This window comes from Variovorax sp. F042 (assembly GCF_057814215.1).
Map to the genome: position 1 here is coordinate 468,373 of NZ_JBVASX010000002.1, position 16,475 is coordinate 484,847.

Here is a 16,475-nt window from a genome sequence, read left to right on the forward strand (position 1 = left end):
GCGGGCGAGCGATCAGTCGTACAGCACCGCTGCGATCTTCGGATCGGCGATGTTGGTCTTGTCGTACCAGAAGAACCCGGTGTCGACCACCTTCGGCAGCTTCTCGCCCTTGATGGCCTTCACGGCCATCTCGACGGTCTTGTAGCCCATGCCCACGGGGTTCTGCGTGATGGCGCCGGCCATGCTGCCGTCCATGATGGCGTTCTTCTGCTGCTTGCCGGAGTCGTAGCCGATGATCACGACCTTGCCATTGCGCTTCATCTCCTTCACGCCGTTGACCACGCCGATGGCAGAGCCTTCATTGGCGCCGAAGATGCCCTTGAGGTTGGGCGAGGCTTGCAATATCGACTTGGTGATCTCGGTCGACTTCAACTGGTCGCCGCCGCCGTACTGCACGCTCACGATCTTGATGTTCGGGTAGGTCGACTTGATGCGGTTCACGAAGCCGTCGCGCCGGTCGACGCCCGTGCGGCTGGTCTGGTCGTGCACCACCAGCGCGACTTCGCCGCTCTTGCCGATCAGCTCGGCCATCTTGTCGGCTGCGAGCGCGGCGGCAGCCTTGTTGTCGGTGGTCGTGGTGGTCACGGGAATGTCGCTGTCCACGCCCGAGTCGAATGCCACCACCGGAATCTTCGCGGCCTGCGCTTTCTTCAGCAGCGGAATGGCCGCCTGGCTGTCGAGCGCGGCAAAGCCGATGGCCTGCGGCTTCTTGGCAAGCGCGGCAGAAAGCATGTCGATCTGCTTGTCGACCATGGCCTCGGTCTCGGGGCCTTCGAAAGTGACCTTGACCTTGTAGTCTTTCGCGGCCTGCTCGGCGCCCGACTTCACGGCCTGCCAGAACTGGTGCTGGAAGCCCTTCGACACGAGCGGGATGTAGACCTCTTGCGTCTGCGCCTGCGCGATGCCGGCAAGGCCGATGAGCGCCGCGCCCAGCGTGCACGCAACGGCTGTTCTTCTCTGGATCATGCGAAGTCTCCTGTGGTTGTAGAACGAAACGAAAGCGAGGGGAATCAATGCGTCTTGCTGCCGCGGCGGCGCAGGATGTCGGCGTACACGGCCAGGATGATGATCACGCCCGTGACCACCGTCTGCCACTCCTGCGCGACCGAAAGAATGCGCAGGCCGTTGGTGAGCACGCTCATGATGAAGGCGCCGATGATCGTGCCGACGATGGTGCCGGTGCCGCCGCTGAGCGACGTGCCGCCGATGACCACGGCCGCAATCGCGTCGAGTTCGTAGCCCTGCCCCAGCGCGGGCTGCGCCGAGTTCAGGCGCGAGGCAATCAACAGCCCCGCAATGCCGCAGATGCCACCGCTCACCGTGTACACCACGATCTTCCAGAAGTCGGTGTTCACGCCCGACAGGCGCACCGCTTCTTCATTGCTGCCGAGCGCGAAGGTGTAGCGGCCCAGGATGGTCTTGTTGAGCACGATGCTCGCGGCCACCGCCACCAGGAACAGGATCAGCACCGCATTTGGAATCGGCAGCGCCGGAATGAAGTAGCCGATGAGCGAGTCTTGCGAGATCGCCGGAAAGTCCGGCGTGTCGTTGAAGTAGATCGGCTTGGTACCCGAGATCACCAATGACAAGCCCTTGAGCAGCATCATCATGCCCAGCGTCGCGATGAAGGGCGGTATCTTGAGCTTGGCGATCAGCACGCCAGAGACAAAGCCTGCCAGCGCGCCGAAGAGAATCGCGGCCGCAATGCCGAGTGCGAGCGGCATGCCCATGTAGGTGAGCACCACGCCGGCCATGACGGCGCAGAAGGTCATCAGCGTGCCAACCGACAGATCGATGCCCGCGGTGATGATGACGAAGGTGCAGGCAATGGCCAGCACGCCGTTCACCGCTGTCGACTGCAGGATGCTCACGAGGTTGTCGGCCTGCAGAAACTGCGGCGACGCGACGCTGAAGAACACCATCAGCGCGACGAGGCTGGCAAAGGCCAGCAGCTTCTGCCTGGTGGCGGGGCGGAAGAGCCGTGCCCTCAGCGAGAAGCCGGGCGTGACAGCAGTGGTGGCGGTGGGGGTCGTCAAAGGGTGTCTCCAATCGTCATGCGGTGGCGGCAGCAGCAGCGGTGGTTTCACGCCGGGTGGCGAGCTGCATGATCTTTTCCTGCGAGGCTTCGCGCGCCGGCAGCTCGCCGGTGATGCGGCCTTCGCACATCACGAGCACGCGGTGGCTCATGCGCAATATCTCGGGCAGCTCCGAAGAGATGATCACGATGGCCTTGCCCTGCGCGGCAAGCTCGTTGAGCAGGCGGTATATCTCGGCCTTGGCGCCCACGTCGATGCCGCGCGTGGGCTCGTCGAAGAAGAGCACGCCGCAGTCGCGCAGCAGCCACTTAGCGATCACGATCTTCTGCTGGTTGCCGCCCGACAGCAGCCGCACCTGCTGGCGCACCGAAGGCGTCTTGATGCTGAGCTGCTTCACGTAGCGCTCGCCGGCCGCCTCGATGGCGCCCTGGTCGATGAACAGGCCCATCGACAGGAACTTCTTCATGCTCGGCAGCGCGATGTTGGTTTCCACGTCCATGCCGGTGGCCAGACCGAAGTGCTTGCGGTCTTCCGACAGATAGCCGATGCCGTGGGCCACCGCGTCCTCGGGCGACTTGATCGACACCTTCTTGCCGTGCACGAAGACCTCGCCCGCGTCGATACGGTCGGCGCCGAACACGGCGCGCGCCAGCTCGGTGCGGCCCGCGCCCATCAGGCCCGCAAAGCCGAGGATCTCGCCGCGGCGCAGCATGAAGCTCGCGTTGCGCACCATCGTTCCTCGGCAGATGCCCCTGGCCTCGAGCACGATCTCGTTGCCCGAGGTGTCGGGCATGTCGGTTTCCACTTCCGCGAGCTGGCGGCCCACCATCATGGCGATGAGCGAATCCATCGGCGTTTCGGCCATCGGCACGGTGGCGATGTACTGGCCGTCGCGCATCACGGTCACGCGGTCGGCGATGCGCTTGAGCTCGTCCATCTTGTGCGAGATGTAGACGATGGCCACGCCCCGCGACTTCAGCCGCCCGATGATGCGGAACAGGTCGGCCACCTCTTCGTTGTTCAGCGCGGCGGTGGGCTCGTCCATGATGAGCACGCGTGAGTCGAACGACAGCGCCTTGGCGATCTCCACCATCTGCTGCTTGGCCACCGTGAGCTCGCCGACCGGCGTGCGCGGGTCGAGCCGCAGGTTCATGCGCTCGAAGATGCGTTGCGTCTCAGCGCACATGGCCTCTTCGTCGATGAAGAGGCCGAAGCGCCCGCGCGGCTCGCGGCCGATGAAGATGTTCTGCGCGGCGCTCAGGTGGTTCATCAGGTTGAGCTCCTGATGGATGATGCCGATGCCCAGGGCCTGCGCAGCGCGCGGGCTCGCGATGTCCACTGGCTGGCCGTCGAGCAGCACTTCGCCGGAGTCCTTGCGGTACACGCCCGCCAGCACCTTCATCAGCGTGGACTTGCCCGCGCCGTTCTCGCCCATGAGCGCATGCACCTCGCCGGGCAGCAGATCGAACTGCGCCTTGTCGAGCGCGCGCACGCCGGCGAAAGACTTGCTCAGGTCGCGAAGGGTGACGATGGGTTGCGTCATGAACTTTCCCTGTCAGTGCAACGGCAGGTCGTAGAAGCGCTGCGCGGTGCCGTGCCACACGCTGGCCTGCTCGCTCGGCGAAAGGCTGCCGATGCAGGCCTCGCTCACTGCGACCCAGCCCGCGTAGTCGCCGGCCAGCGTGAGCACGGGCCAGTCGCTGCCCCACATCAGGCGATCGGGCCCGAACACGTCGAGCAGGTGCTCCCACACCGGGCGCACGGCGTGCACCGCCGCATTGACGTCGCCGTGCGTGAATGGCGGAGCCTCACCCCACAGCCCCGAGAACTTGCAGCACACCTGCGGCAGTGCCGCGACCGCCGCAATGCTCTTGCGCCATCGCTCGAAGTCTTCGCTGCCGTGCGCGCCGACGGGTGGCTTGGCCCCATGGTCGACCACCACCGGCAGCTCCGGCCATTGCTTCAGGAAGCGCAGCAGCGGCGGCAAGTGCCGTTGCTTCACCAGCGCATCGAAGCGCAGGCCGAGTCGCAGCAAGGTGCGCAGCGCATCAGGACGCGGCCGGTGCGCGATCCAGTCGTCGTCGGGCAGGTCCTGCAGCATCGGCCGCACGCCCTTGAACCTGGGGTGCCGCGCCATCCGCTCCAGCGAGGCGACGGCGCCGGGCCGGCTCAGGTCGACCCAGCCGACCACGCCGCCGATGACGTCGTGCGCCGTGGCCAGGTCGAGCATGAAGTCGGTTTCGGCCTTCGATTCGGCAGCCTGCACCAGCACGGTCCGGCCCACGCCGTGCGCCTGCAGCAGCGGCGCGAGGTCTTCGGGCAGGAAGTCGCGCACCAGCGGGGCCAGCGTCGGCACGCTCGCGCTCAACCACGTGTAGTCGCCGCGTGCGGGCCGCCAGAAATGCTGGTGCGAGTCGATGCGCTGGATCATGTCGGGTCGCGGGCAGCGGTATGCTGCCGAACGCCTTGCCTCTCTAGTCCATGTGTGAACAGAGTATTTACATACGAACTTTTAGCGTCAAGCGCACTTCATGGGTGCTTACCCGTAGAACGAAACTTGCAAAAAGCAATGTCTGCTGTTGAAATTCACCAGTGAACAAATCGATTCAAACCGACATCCTGAGCAAGCCCGCCGAAGACCCTGAGCGCTACCGCGCGCCCGCGCTCGACAAGGGCCTGGACATCCTCGAACTGCTGGCCGACCAGCCTGAGGGCCTGACGCGCGGCGAGATCGTGAAGGCGCTCGACCGTGGCCCGAGCGAGATCTACCGCATGCTCGAACGGCTGGTGGCGCGGCAGTACGTGCTGCGTTCGCTCGCGGGCGACCGCTACAGCCTGAGCCTGAAGATGTTCGACCTGGCGCACCGCTACCCGCCGAACCACCGGCTGGTCACGCAGGCGCTTCCGGTGATGGACCGCTACGTAAAGGAGGCCGAGCAGTCGTGCCACCTGGGCGTGTACGACCGGGGCAACGTTCAGATCGTGGCGCAGGTCAACAGCCCGGCGGCGAGCAACATGACAGTGCGGCCCGGCACACGCGTGAACCTGCTCGACACCGGCTCGGGCCAGGTGCTGCTGGCCTGCGAATCGGACGAGCGGCGCAAGCAGATGGTGGCCGAGCACGTGGCGCTCGACGGCGAGGTGCAGATACCGCCCGACGAGCTGGAGCACATGCTCGAAGCCGTGCGCGCCACGGGCTACCGGCAGCGCGAGAGCATGCAGTACTTCGGCGTGATCGACATCTCGTGCCCCATCCTCGGCCCGCACGGGCATGCGCTGGCGGTGCTCACCACGCCGTACATCCGGCGCATCGACCGCCATACCATTCCGTCGCTGGACCGCGCGCGCGAACTGATGCTGCAGGCTGCGCGCGACCTCTCGCTGCTCGCGAACGCCTAGTTCCCGGGAGGCTTGGGCGCCTTCTTCTTTCGCCCCCCGATGGCCCCGGACGCCGCAGCCCCGAGGATGCGGCAAAAGGTGGGGCATTCCATGTGACTGGGCGCGCGGCACACAGCAGCGTGCCGCAGGCCGTCGCGCATGGCGCTCAGGCTGCGGATCGTCCTGTCGAGTTCTTCCGCCTTGGCTGTGAGCATCAACCGGTCGATGCGCGGCTGCCCGTTGGGCCCGAACATGCGCGCGATCTCGTCCAGAGAGAAGCCGGCGGCGCGCCCCAGTGCAATGAGTGCGAGCCGCTCCAGCACGCCGGCATCGAACAGGCGACGCAGGCCTTGCCGCCCGGTCGAGGCGATCAGCCCCTTCTCGTCGTAATAGCGCAGCGTCGAGGCGGGCACGCCGGAGCGCTGCGCAACCTCGCCGATATCCAGATGTTTCATTACCCTCTTGACCTCAAGCCGACTTGAACTTGCATAGTGCGTTTTCCGCCTCATGAAGGCAAGCCAAAGGAAACGACCATGGACGACACCAACCCGCAGGCCGGCGACGAACAGGCAAGGCTCTGGAACGGCTCGGCCGGACGCGCCTGGGTCGACACGCAGGCAACGCTCGACCGCCTGTTCCAGCCCTTCGAAGACCTGCTCGTCGAGGCTGCGTCCGCCCGACCGGGAAGCTGCGTGCTCGACGTGGGCTGCGGCACCGGCAGCACCACGCTCGCATTCGCACGGCTGCATGGCGCCGAAGCAGGCTGCGTCGGCATCGACATCTCGGAGCCGATGATTGCCGTCGCCCGCAGCCGCGCCGAACGCGAAGGCTCGCCGGCAAGCTTCATCTGTGCCAACGCGCAGACCCACGCCTTCGAGCCCGCGAGCTTCGACAGCATCATGTCGCGCTTCGGCGTGATGTTCTTCGACGACCCCGCGCGGGCCTTTGCCAACCTGCGGACTGTCGCAAGGGACAACGCCGAGCTGCGCTTCATCGCCTGGCGCAGTGCGGCAGAAAACCCGTTCATGACCACCGCCGAGCGCGCCGCCGCGCCGCTGCTGCCGAACCTCCCCGCCCGCCGGCCGGATGCACCGGGCCAGTTCGCCTTCGGCGACAAGCGCCGGGTCCACGCCATCCTCGAAGAGAGCGGCTGGGCCGGCATCGAAATCCAGCCCATCGACGTGCCCTGCACCATGCACGAGAAAGAACTGCTCGGCTACCTGAGCCGGCTCGGCCCTGTCGGCAATGTGCTTCAGCAGGCGGACGAGCACATGCGTGCACAGGTAATCGACACGGTGCGTGCCGCCTTCGAGCCTTTTGTGCATGGCGACGAAGTGCGCCTGACCGCAGCCTGCTGGATGGTCGTTGCACGCGCACCTTGAAAGCACCGGAGCGCGCCGCACGAACTCCTGCAAGCCTTGCACACGTATCGCCTCCCTTACACTGCCCTTCATGAGTACGCAGGGCTCACCCTCATCCGCGCCAGGCAACACGATCACGGGCGCAGATGCACCGCCTGGCCCCGGCGACTCCCATGCCCAGCTGGTTCGCGAACGCCTGTTGCGCCGCATGTTCGTGATGGGCCCGCCCACGGTGCTCACAGCGCTGGCCGCGGTCATCGCGATGGCCGGCGTGTTCTTCTGGATGACGCGCGGCCTCGGCGCATTGATATGGGGCTTCGTGATCTGCGCGCTGCTCGGCCTGAGGCTGGTGTTCATGCGCTGGAACGCGCGTCTGTACCCGGAGCCCGAGTTCACCTTGCGCCAGCCCGATGGCGCGTGGCGTTTCATGTGCCCGCTGGGTGCCTACATGTCCATGTGGACACTGGCGCCCTGGGCGCTGATGCCGCCGGGTACGGAATCGCCCATGCGAATCTTGATACTGCTGCTGGGCATGTTCGCCGTGCTGATGGGCTCGGTGCCGGTGATCGCCACATGGCGCGCCATGGTGCCTGTGGTCACCATTCCGCTCACGCTGGGCGTGGTGACGCGCTTCGCGTGGATGGGCGGCACGGACGGCTGGTTCACCTGCGTGGTCGGCCTGCTGTTCGGCGGCTCGATGGCGCGCTACGCACTGTCGCAGCACCAGCTCATCCGGCGCAGCCTGTCTGACCAGATCGACAAGGAACTGCTGAGCGAACAGCTGCTGCGCCAGTCGTTCGAGCTGCAGCGGCTCAACCGCGAGCGCAGCCGGTTTTTCGCGTCGGCCAGCCATGACCTGCGCCAACCCGTGCATGCACTGGCGCTGTTCTCGCGCTCGCTGGAGCGCGACCTCGCGGACCACCCGCTTGCCCCCGTGGCCGGCCGCGTCGTGCAGGCGACCGACGCAGTGAGCGGCCTGCTCAACGCGATGCTGGACATCTCCAAGATCGATGCGGGCACGGTGGTGCCCCAGCCCATGGAGATCGCCGTGGACCCGCTGTTCCTGCGGCTGTCGCAACTCTTCGAGCCGCGTGCCCAGCAGGCGGGGCTCTCGCTGCGGTTCCATACCGGGCCCGAATGGCTGAAAACCGATGCCGACCTGCTGCTGCGCGTGCTGAACAATTTCGTCGACAACGCCCTCAAGTACACACGGCGCGGCGGCATTCTTGTGAGCGCGCGACCACGCGGCGACCGTTTGCGCCTGGCCGTGTGGGACACGGGCCTGGGTATCGCACCCGAGCATCTGCCTCATGTGTTCGACGAGTTCTACCAGGTCGACAACCCGCAACGTGATGTCGCGCGTGGCCTGGGCATCGGGCTGGCCATCGTCAAGCGCCTGGTCGACCTGCTCGGCGGTGAAGTCGGCGTGCGTTCCCGGCAGGACCATGGCAGCGTGTTCTGGGTCGACCTGCCGCGCCGACCACCGGCACCGGCAGCCCCGGCCCTCGCGCCCACGGCTACGCCCGCTCCCGCCTCGATCGACACCACGGAGCTACCGCTGGTGCCGCCACGCGTGCTGCTGCTCGACGACGAGCAACCTGTGGGTGAGGCGGTGCGCATGTGGCTGGCCCCCTATTGCGAGCGCATCGAAATCACCACCCGGCTGTCCGATGCCTGCGCACAGGTGCGGGCAACGCCGGAAGACTTCGACGCTTTCATCGTCGACTTTCGGCTTGCTGACCCGCAGGACGGCATCCAGGCGACCGCGGAACTGCGCCAGCTTGCCGGCCGTCGCGTGCCCACGATCCTGGTCACGGGCGATACCGACCCCGAGCGTGTGCGTGCCGCTTACGCCAGCGATCTGGTCGTGATGTTCAAGCCGGTTCAGCCGGAGGTGCTGCTGCGCACCCTGCACCAGATCATCCGCAGCGAGGAAAGAGAGCCAGCCCTCAGTCCGCGTAGACGCCAGCCGCCTTGATCACAGGCGTCCACTTGGCAATCTCATCGATCACGAACTTCTTGTGACCCGCCGGCTCGATGCGGCCATCGGTAGCCACCACGGCGCCCAGCAGCTCTTCACGATGGATGAAGTCCGGGTCTTTCAGCGCAACCTTCAGCGCGTCATTCAGCTTCTTCAGCACCGGCGCAGGCGTGCCCTTCGGCGCATAGAGACCGTGCCAGATGGTGACCTGGAAGTTCTTCAGCCCGGCTTCGTCGAGCGTCGGCAAATCTTTCAGCATCGGCAGCGCAAGCCGCTTCGATGTGGTGACGGCAAAGGCCTTCACCTTGCCGGCCTGGATCTGCGGCGTGGTGTTGGTGGTCTGGTCGCACAGCAGGTCGATCTGGCCGCCGATCAGGTCGGTGATGGCCGGGGCGGTGCCCTTGTAGGGCACGGGCGTCATCTCGGTCTTGGTGGCGCTCTGGTACAGCAGGCCGCACAGGTGCGAGGCCGAGCCCACGCCCGCGTTGCCGATGTTGATCTTGCCCTTGTTGGCGGCGATCCAGGTGCTCAGCTCCTTGTAGTTGCTGGCGGGAATGCTGGGCTTGGAGATGAGCGTCATCGGCACGTCGTTGACGATGCCCAGGTATTCGAAGTCGGTCTCGACCTTGAACGGCACGTTGCGCACCAGGCTCGGCACGGTGGCCATCGCGATGTGGTTCAGCAGCAGCGTGTAGCCGTCGGGCGCGGCGCGCGCCACCTTGGCCGCGCCGATGGAGCTGCCGGCGCCGGGCACGTTGTCGATGATGACGGTGTTGCCGCCGAGCGGCTTGCGCAACGCCTCGGCGAGGTCGCGCGCCACGCGGTCGGTCGGGCCGCCGGCCGCGAAGGGCACGACGATGGTGACGGGCTTGCTGCCCGGAAAGTCCTGCGCGTGGGCAGCGACGGCGGCAGCGGCGATCGCCGCGAGGGCGAACAGTTTCTTCATGGAGTCTCCGGGACGTTGGAAAAAAATGGATGAAAAAAGTAGATCAGGGCGCGCGTGACGGCACGCGGCTTTCGAGCGCGGGCGGCTGCCACGTGGGCTGGATGTGGCAGCCGTTCTTGCCGTCGGCATCGTAGCGAGGCATCAGCGACTTGCAGCGCTGCGCGAGGCTTTCGGGCGTGGGCTTCTCGCCCTTGTCGATCCAGTCGAGCAGCGCGGCAAAGAGCGCGGGGTATTCCGAATCGCTGAGGTAGCTGTGCTCGCGCTCGTTGCTGAAGCTCTGCACCAGCAGGTCGCCGGTGCCTGCCGCATCGCGGATGCGGCGATAGGAATTTTCCAGCTCGACGAAAGCGGTCGGGTCGTCGATGGCATGCAGGCCCACCGTGGGCAGCGCGGTGCGGCCGGTGGGCTGGCTGTCGGCCGCCAGTGCACCCTTGGCCTGCGGGTCGGCCGCGTAGCGCGCCACGCCGGCATTGAGCGCCGCGTCGTCGGCCGAGCCGCTGTAGACCACGCCGATGTTGCCGAAGGGGTTGCGGCCGTTCAGCCGTTTCTGCACCAGGTCCTGGAACAGCCAGGTCGCCCATGTGAGGTGCCCCACCAACGAGCGCTCCTGGATCTTCACGACCGAAAGAATGGTCTTCAGTTTCGCCGCCTGCTCCGGCGTGCGCTGCGCGGCGGGCAGGCCGACGCCGGTGCACTCCTGCACGCGCGCGGCGAGGTCGGCGCGTGTGAGCTTCGAGTCCATCGGCAGGCCCATCCACAGCGGGTACTGCGGCTCGTCGGGGCGCGGGTGGTTGCGGCAGACGTACTGGTACACCACGCGCAGGTCGAGCCGGAAGTCGTAGGCGCTGTTGCCGCCGCCGAGCACGCCGCTGGTCAGCAGCAGGCCGTCGTACGGGCTCTTCGCGCCGCCGGCCGGCGCATACAGCTCGGCCGCTTTCGCCGCCACGCCGGCGCCGTAGCTCTGCCCGTGCAGCAGCGTGCGGCGCGGCTGGCCGAAGTGGCTCACGAAGATCTGGCGCAGGCGCTCGGTGTCTTCGGCCGACATGGTCACGCCGTAGCCGCCGCGCCGGTAGGTGGAACCGGCCCAGGCGTAGCCGGCCTTCACGGTGACGGCCCAGCGCTTGAGGTCTTCCGCGCTGCGCTCGAGCTTGGGCGGTCCGGTCTCGGGGCCGCCGTGGGCGTGCATGACGAGCACGCCGCGGTTCCAGTCCTTCGGAATGGCGATCCAGTAGAGGGCACCCGTGCCGTCCTCACCGGTGTAGCAGCGCGCGGCCTCGGGCACCGGCGCGGGGCAGGTGGCGGCCTTGGGTACGGTCGCCGCCGCATGCGCAGACAACATCGGCGCAGCGCCGATCAGTGCGAATGCCGCGAGGCTGGACAGTCGTTTTTTCAATGGCGTACTCCGAATTCGAGCGCCGCGTTCGCTCCCGGGTCGGAGACGAAGGCGAGAACGCCGCTGTTGAAGATGAAATTGCCCGGTCGGCCCGCATCGGCCTGCACCACGCCCAGCACGGGCGCGTCGTAGCTCAGCACCGCGGCAGCACCCGCCAGATTGAAACCGTTGCCGGCCACCGTGGCATCGTGGTTCTCGCCCTTGACACTGACCAGCGCATAGCTCCCGTCGGCCGTGCCGGGCGTCAGGCTCTGCTGCAGGCCGAACACACGCAGCCCCGCATTCGCGGCCGACTCGCGCACCAGGTGCACCGGCACGGCGACGCCGTTGACCAGGCCGATCACCATCGAGCCGGTGAGCGTGCCGCCGGTGGTCACGGCGCTGCCCGTGGGCGAGGTGGTGAACAGGTCGAACGAGGCGCGCGTGGTGTTGTAGGCGACGTAGCCCTTCTCGGTCTGCGTGCAGTTGGCGTCGTAGATCATGAAGCCGCCCGACACCGGGTCGCGGCAGTACTGGAAGGTGCCCGCATTGCGCAGCCGCACGGCCAGCGACTGCGCGCTGGTGCCGCCCGTGCCCTGCTGCACGCCCACCGCGTTGAAGATGTTCGCCACCGACTTGAAGTCGCCCGACACCGGCGCCGCCGCGAAGGTGTTCTGGAACGCCACCAGGGGCGCAAAGCCGCCGCCGCTGGGCGCGTTCACGCCGCCCGACACCACGCCGCCGGGCCCGAAGCTGAACACCGCGCCGCTCTCGGCGCTCGAATAGCTGCAGTTGCCCTCGGCAATGAGCGAGCCGGTGCGTTGCGTGCCCACGGTGCGCTGCAGGCTGGCATCGATGGTCACGGTGTAGGTCATGGCGGCGGGGTCGATCTGCACGCGCAGCTCTTCGCCGAAGCTGTTGCCGCCCTTGTAGCTGGTGACGGAGGCGGGCAGGTTCGGGCAGGCCAGCGGGTCGCCGACCTCGGTCACGCAGCTGTAGTTGACGGCCGCGTCCAGGCTGCCGCTGCCGCGGTACTTGGGCCATGCCGGAAACCGGCACAGAGGGCGCGTGCGGCCATAGGTGCCGGCCACCGCGTCGGCCGCGATGCCGGTGGCGGGCGCGAGGCCGCCTTCCACCCAGCCTTCGAGCGCGGCGAGCGAGTCCCAGTTGGGAATGAAGCTGCCGGTGCCGTGGCCCATGCCGGGCACGGTGTAGAAGCGCATGCCCTGGTCGACCGCCGCCTGGCCCAGCGTGGCGACGACCTGCTTGTAGTAGTCGATGGTCGAGTTGTTGCTGATCACCTCGTCGGCCAGCCCGTGCAGCATGATGAGCCGGCCGCCATGGCCGAAGAACGGCGCCAGGTTGGGGTTGGTCGCGTCCGTGAGGTTCGATACCGCTGTCACTCGCGCGGTGTAGGCGCCCGGGTCGAGTGGGTCGAAGGTGAGCGAATCGAAGGCGTCGATGCGCGTGACGAAGTACTTCACCCACTGGTCGCCGGTGACGTACATGTTGGCGTCCAGCGAGGTCGCCGGGTTGCCCGGCACGGCGCGCGTGCCGAGGTCGCGCGTGGTGTACGGGCCGGCCACCAGCGTGCCTTCGAGGATGTTGTAGCCGCCCGCGCGCTTCACGCCGTTGGCCAGCGAGTAGGTCGTGAAGTCCAGCGGGTTCTCGATGGCGCGCACGGTGTCGAGCTGCGCGTCCGACAGGCAGGTGTTGCCCGTGTCCGTGCCGCCGGGGCAGCGCAGCGAGGCCAGGATCTGCGTGTTCAGCAGGCGGCAGCTCTCCACATTGCTGATGAGGTTGTCGGCTGCGCCGTCGAGCTTGTCGCAGGCGTTCATCACGGTCTTCTGCACCAGCAGCGTCTTGGTCAGGTTCATCCAGCCCGCGCCGCCGTTGCGGTACAGGGCGCGGCCCACGGCCACGTTCGACAGGCGCGTGCCGGTGTAGTTGAGCGCGGGCTCGTTGGCGATCACGCCGTCGTAGTCCAGCGGCCAGCGCTGGATGTAGCTCAGCGCGTCGCGCCCGCCGGTCGAGGTGCCGAGAAAGTAGGCGTGCTTGGGCGCCATGCCGTAGCGCGCGAGCACCAGCGCCTGCGCCACGTCGCGCGTCTTCTTGAGCGAGAGGCCGCCGTAGTTGGCAAGCTGCTCGTCGTTGGCCGCGAACTTGCCGTCGGTGATGCTGCCCGACTGGTGGCCCGAGTCGTCGCCGTAGGTGGCGTAGCCCAGCGCCAGCGGCGCGGGCTTGTCGGCGGGGCCGAAGCGGATGACCTCGGTGCCGTCGATGAGCACGCCGTCGAAGCCGCCGCCGCCGAAGTGGATGGTCTTCTGGTTCCACTTCTCGGGCAGGTTCACCGCGAAGTTGATGACCTGCGAAGCGGGGTCCACCGGCTGGATGGTGCCGCGCACGCGGCAGTAGTCGCCGAGCGTGTTGCCCACGTCGCCCGCGGCCACGGGCGTGGCACTGGTGACGGTGGCGCCTTGCGTGGGCAGACTGATGAGCGAGGCAGGCAGGCTCTTGCCCGACAGGTCGGCACACGAGACAACCGGCTGCACGGGCGGGGGCGGCGGGTTGTCGGGCGGGCCGTCCGGCGGGTTGTCGGCGGGCGGGTTATTGCCGTCGCTGGCGGGCGGGGTTGTGGGCAGGATCGGGAGGAAGCCGGCACCGCCGCCTCCCCCACCGCCGCCACCACAGGCGGCAAGGATCAGCGCAATACCGATCGCGGAAACGACGGCACGAAACATCGAGGCGGGGCGCGTTTTGCGCATGGATTTGTCTCCGGCATGCGGCCTCGGTGGGCCGCTTTTTGAATAGGCGGCCGGACGATAGATTCAGGGTGACTTAGGGTCAAATAAAATAACAAGGCACTCTTCATACGAAAAAAATATGGACATACGGGCACTGCGCTACTTCGCCGCCGTCGCGGAGACCGGCCACATGACACGCGCGGCCGAGCAACTGGGCATCCAGCAGCCGCCGCTCAGCCAGCAGATCAAGGCGCTGGAACGCGAGCTGGGTGTGCTGCTGTTTCGCCGCCATCCGCGCGGCGTGGCCCTCACCGACGCGGGCCGGCTCTTTCAGACCGAGGCGCTGCGCATGCTGCAGGACATGGACGCCATGAAGCAGCGCATGGTGCGTGTAGCCAAGGGCCAGGCCGGCACGCTCGCAGTCGGCTTCACCAGCTCGGCCGCGGCGCACCGCTTCATGCCCGAGGCGCTGCGCGAGTTCCGCCGGGCGTACCCGGCGGTGGAGCTTCAGCTGCGCGAAGACAACGCCGCCGAACTCACCGAGGCGCTGGCCGCGGGCCGACTGCACTGCGGCCTGCTGCGCGTGCCGGTCGCGCGGCCCGAGGGGCTGGTGTTCGAGACGCTGCTGCGCGAGCCAGTGCTCGTTGCCATGCCCAGCGACCATCGCTTTGCCCTCGGCCGCAACAAGGCCTCGCGCCCGCTGCCGCTCGCGAAGCTGTGCGAGGAAGGCATCATCCTCGTGCGCCGCCCCGGCGCGCCCGGCCTCTATGCCGACCTGCTAGCGCTGTGCCACGCCAAGGGCCTGCGCCCGCGCGTGGTGGCCGAAGTCGATCGCATGATGACCAACCTGAACCTAGTGGCTGCCGGTGTCGGCCTGTCGGTGGTGCCGGCCTCGATGACCGGCGTGCACGCGCATGCCATCGCCTATGCGCGGCTGGCCGATGGCGGCCAGCTCGATGCGCCGCTCACGCTGGTGTCGCGCGTCGAGGAAGACAACCTGCCCGCGCAGCATTTCGCGGAGCTGCTGCGCAGGTTGGCTGTCGAAAATCCGGGGTCATGAGCTTGCTGCGGCGTCGTCATTTCATCCAGCGCGCGGGCGGCGCGCTCGCGGCGGCGATGTGCGCACTGCCGGAGGTGTCGCATGCCGCGCCATGGCCAAGCCGCCCGGTGCGCCTGATCGTGGTCTACCCGCCCGGCGGGGTGAGCGACGGCATGGCACGCGTGCTGGCGGAGCCTCTGGCGCAGTCGCTGGGCGTGCCGGTGCTGATCGAAAACCGTCCCGGTGCGGGCGGCAGTCTCGGCATGGATGCGCTCGCGCGCGCAACGCCCGACGGCTGCACACTGGCCTTCTCCGCCATCAGCCCGCTCACGCTGCACCCGCTGCTGGCGCGCGTGCCCTACGACCCGCAGCGTGCCTTCGTGCCCGTAGCCAGCGTGATGCGCACGCCGGTGCTTGTGGTGGGCACGCCGGCCTTCACAGGGCACGGCTTCGGCGAGCTGATCGCGCAGGCGCGCAGGCAACCGGGCGAGGTGCGCTGGGCCACCTCGGGCGTGGCGACCATCGGCCACCTGGTGCTGGCGCAGGTGCGCGTGCAGAGCCGCACCGACATCACGCACATCCCCTACCAGGGCGGCGGGCCGCAACTCAACGATGCGCTGAGCGGACAGTTCGAGGTGCTGTCGACCAACGTCGCGGCGCAGCAGCTTCAGTACATCGAAGGCGGGCGCTTCCAGGCGCTTGCAGTCGGCGCGCCTGCTCGCATCGAGGCACTGCCAGCGGTGCCCACGCTCGCGGAGCTGGGCTTCGAGAAGGCGAACCGCGATTCGCTCTTCGGCATCTTCGCGCCTGCGCGCACGCCGGTGGCGGTGGTGCAGCGGCTCAATGCGGAGATCAATCGTGTGCTGGACAGCAGTGTGGTGCGTGCGCGGCTGCGTGGGGCCTACAACCTGCCGGCCGGTGGTGGCACCGACGATTTCGCGCACGAGATAGCGGTTGATCGACGGCACAATCGCGAACTGGTCGCGGGCGACCGCTCACAGTTCGACTGATTACTTCTCGGCGACCCAGAGCCTCGGGTAGTCGCGCACGAAGCCGTCTTCCGTCACGCTCAACATCGCCGCATAGTCGAAGCGCTTGGCCTCATAGGCATATTCGCTCTCGCTACGCCGCTCGTAGCGCTGCGCCAGCTCGCTCAGCACGCCACCACCATCCAGATCGACCCAGGCCGCCGGAGCATCGGCGCCCTCGCCCTTCGCCAGGTTGAGCCGTCGCAACTGCAGCAGGTTGGTAGCAGGCGTGAAGCCCAGGTCGAGATCGACGCAGTGCGACAGGTCGGGCACCGCCTCGTCGTTGAGCTTCCAGTGGCCACGCGCGTCGCGGGCAATCGACAGATCGACGGCCGCGTCGCCCAGCCAGCCGCGCACGGTGCCCCATTGGGTGTGCCAGTGCAGGTCGCAGCGCACGCGGTAATGCAGCTGGCCGATGCGGCCGTCTTCCTGTCGGAACACGGCCGCGCCATCGAGTTGCCAGGCCGTGGCATTGCGTTCTAGACGGCAGGCGTCGTGGCCCGGTACATCGAGCCTGCGCCAGAGGATGGAGGCGACTGTTTGCATGGCGCGGATGATGGCACCGGCATGCTGCACCACGCAAGCAATGA

The 16,475-nt window shown here is 67.5% G+C and carries 14 protein-coding genes; 5 read left to right on the forward strand and 9 right to left on the reverse strand.

Going from position 1 to position 16,475, the window contains the following annotated elements; translation table 11 throughout:
• Positions 1–12 precede the first annotated feature (12 nt).
• From ACZYSP_RS10685 to ACZYSP_RS10700, 4 genes are read right to left on the reverse strand one after another with little or no spacing between them, the layout of a single operon-like run.
• Positions 13–966, reverse strand: a complete 954-nt coding sequence (locus ACZYSP_RS10685; protein ID WP_093049126.1) for an ABC transporter substrate-binding protein — start codon at positions 964–966, stop codon at positions 13–15.
• Between the two features lie 44 nt (positions 967–1,010).
• Positions 1,011–2,036, reverse strand: coding sequence for an ABC transporter permease (locus ACZYSP_RS10690; RefSeq protein ID WP_093049123.1), 1,026 nt, complete (start codon positions 2,034–2,036; stop codon positions 1,011–1,013).
• Positions 2,037–2,052: 16 nt separating this feature from the next.
• Positions 2,053–3,579, reverse strand: a complete 1,527-nt coding sequence (locus tag ACZYSP_RS10695; RefSeq protein ID WP_093075694.1) for a sugar ABC transporter ATP-binding protein — start codon at positions 3,577–3,579, stop codon at positions 2,053–2,055.
• Positions 3,580–3,591: 12 nt separating this feature from the next.
• Positions 3,592–4,467: an amidohydrolase family protein gene (locus tag ACZYSP_RS10700; protein WP_093075696.1), complete on the reverse strand. Its 876-nt coding sequence runs from the start codon at positions 4,465–4,467 to the stop codon at positions 3,592–3,594.
• Positions 4,468–4,655: 188 nt separating this feature from the next.
• On the opposite strand from ACZYSP_RS10700, the gene ACZYSP_RS10705 reads away from it, so the two are divergent.
• Positions 4,656–5,435: an IclR family transcriptional regulator gene (locus ACZYSP_RS10705; RefSeq protein ID WP_093076066.1), complete on the forward strand. Its 780-nt coding sequence runs from the start codon at positions 4,656–4,658 to the stop codon at positions 5,433–5,435.
• Here ACZYSP_RS10705 and ACZYSP_RS10710 read toward each other — a convergent pair.
• Entirely contained in the window at positions 5,432–5,869 is a 438-nt protein-coding gene (locus tag ACZYSP_RS10710; protein ID WP_093075697.1) for a helix-turn-helix domain-containing protein, read from the reverse strand. The two genes, ACZYSP_RS10705 and ACZYSP_RS10710, sit on opposite strands and share 4 nt — an antisense overlap.
• A gap of 78 nt (positions 5,870–5,947) precedes the next feature.
• On the opposite strand from ACZYSP_RS10710, the gene ACZYSP_RS10715 reads away from it, so the two are divergent.
• The gene (locus ACZYSP_RS10715; protein WP_093075699.1) at positions 5,948–6,796 is read left to right on the forward strand and encodes a class I SAM-dependent methyltransferase; all 849 of its coding nucleotides are present in this window, start codon (positions 5,948–5,950) and stop codon (positions 6,794–6,796) included.
• A 70-nt stretch (positions 6,797–6,866) separates the two neighbouring features.
• Entirely contained in the window at positions 6,867–8,753 is a 1,887-nt protein-coding gene (locus ACZYSP_RS10720) for an ATP-binding response regulator (protein ID WP_093075700.1), read from the forward strand.
• Here ACZYSP_RS10720 and ACZYSP_RS10725 read toward each other — a convergent pair.
• The 3 genes from ACZYSP_RS10725 to ACZYSP_RS10735 are packed head-to-tail and all read right to left on the reverse strand — an operon-like array spanning position 8,725 to position 13,839.
• Entirely contained in the window at positions 8,725–9,702 is a 978-nt protein-coding gene (locus ACZYSP_RS10725; protein ID WP_093075702.1) for a tripartite tricarboxylate transporter substrate-binding protein, read from the reverse strand. The genes ACZYSP_RS10720 and ACZYSP_RS10725 overlap by 29 nt on opposite strands.
• A 43-nt stretch (positions 9,703–9,745) precedes the next feature.
• The gene (locus ACZYSP_RS10730; RefSeq protein WP_371258804.1) at positions 9,746–11,041 is read right to left on the reverse strand and encodes an alpha/beta hydrolase family protein; all 1,296 of its coding nucleotides are present in this window, start codon (positions 11,039–11,041) and stop codon (positions 9,746–9,748) included.
• Positions 11,042–11,091: 50 nt separating this feature from the next.
• On the reverse strand, positions 11,092–13,839 hold the full coding sequence (locus tag ACZYSP_RS10735) for a tannase/feruloyl esterase family alpha/beta hydrolase (RefSeq protein WP_093075705.1): 2,748 nt from the start codon (positions 13,837–13,839) through the stop codon (positions 11,092–11,094).
• A 118-nt stretch (positions 13,840–13,957) separates the two neighbouring features.
• Here ACZYSP_RS10735 and ACZYSP_RS10740 point away from each other — a divergent pair, with 118 nt between their 5' ends.
• Both ACZYSP_RS10740 and ACZYSP_RS10745 read left to right on the forward strand, forming a co-directional pair.
• Entirely contained in the window at positions 13,958–14,878 is a 921-nt protein-coding gene (locus tag ACZYSP_RS10740) for a LysR family transcriptional regulator (RefSeq protein WP_093075707.1), read from the forward strand.
• The gene (locus tag ACZYSP_RS10745) at positions 14,875–15,867 is read left to right on the forward strand and encodes a Bug family tripartite tricarboxylate transporter substrate binding protein (RefSeq protein WP_093075708.1); all 993 of its coding nucleotides are present in this window, start codon (positions 14,875–14,877) and stop codon (positions 15,865–15,867) included. Before ACZYSP_RS10740 ends, ACZYSP_RS10745 begins: the two co-directional genes overlap by 4 nt.
• On the opposite strand, the gene ACZYSP_RS10750 is transcribed toward ACZYSP_RS10745, so the two are convergent.
• A complete protein-coding gene (locus ACZYSP_RS10750) occupies positions 15,868–16,431 on the reverse strand; it encodes a putative glycolipid-binding domain-containing protein (RefSeq protein ID WP_093076067.1) in 564 nt (187 codons plus the stop codon).
• Positions 16,432–16,475 lie beyond the last annotated feature (44 nt).

What these genes read in the sequence shown, in the direction of transcription:
- ACZYSP_RS10695 (WP_093075694.1), bottom strand. Translation starts at nt 3,579, where the DNA reads ATGACGCAACCCATCGTCACCCTTCGCGACCTGAGCAAGTCTTTCGCC.
- ACZYSP_RS10750 (WP_093076067.1), bottom strand. Translation starts at nt 16,431, where the DNA reads ATGCAAACAGTCGCCTCCATCCTCTGGCGCAGGCTCGATGTACCGGGC.
- ACZYSP_RS10685 (WP_093049126.1), bottom strand. Translation starts at nt 966, where the DNA reads ATGATCCAGAGAAGAACAGCCGTTGCGTGCACGCTGGGCGCGGCGCTC.
- ACZYSP_RS10710 (WP_093075697.1), bottom strand. Translation starts at nt 5,869, where the DNA reads ATGAAACATCTGGATATCGGCGAGGTTGCGCAGCGCTCCGGCGTGCCC.
- ACZYSP_RS10715 (WP_093075699.1), top strand. Translation starts at nt 5,948, where the DNA reads ATGGACGACACCAACCCGCAGGCCGGCGACGAACAGGCAAGGCTCTGG.
- ACZYSP_RS10700 (WP_093075696.1), bottom strand. Translation starts at nt 4,467, where the DNA reads ATGATCCAGCGCATCGACTCGCACCAGCATTTCTGGCGGCCCGCACGC.
- ACZYSP_RS10725 (WP_093075702.1), bottom strand. Translation starts at nt 9,702, where the DNA reads ATGAAGAAACTGTTCGCCCTCGCGGCGATCGCCGCTGCCGCCGTCGCT.
- ACZYSP_RS10720 (WP_093075700.1), top strand. Translation starts at nt 6,867, where the DNA reads ATGAGTACGCAGGGCTCACCCTCATCCGCGCCAGGCAACACGATCACG.
- ACZYSP_RS10730 (WP_371258804.1), bottom strand. Translation starts at nt 11,041, where the DNA reads ATGTTGTCTGCGCATGCGGCGGCGACCGTACCCAAGGCCGCCACCTGC.
- ACZYSP_RS10745 (WP_093075708.1), top strand. Translation starts at nt 14,875, where the DNA reads ATGAGCTTGCTGCGGCGTCGTCATTTCATCCAGCGCGCGGGCGGCGCG.
- ACZYSP_RS10740 (WP_093075707.1), top strand. Translation starts at nt 13,958, where the DNA reads ATGGACATACGGGCACTGCGCTACTTCGCCGCCGTCGCGGAGACCGGC.
- ACZYSP_RS10735 (WP_093075705.1), bottom strand. Translation starts at nt 13,839, where the DNA reads ATGCGCAAAACGCGCCCCGCCTCGATGTTTCGTGCCGTCGTTTCCGCG.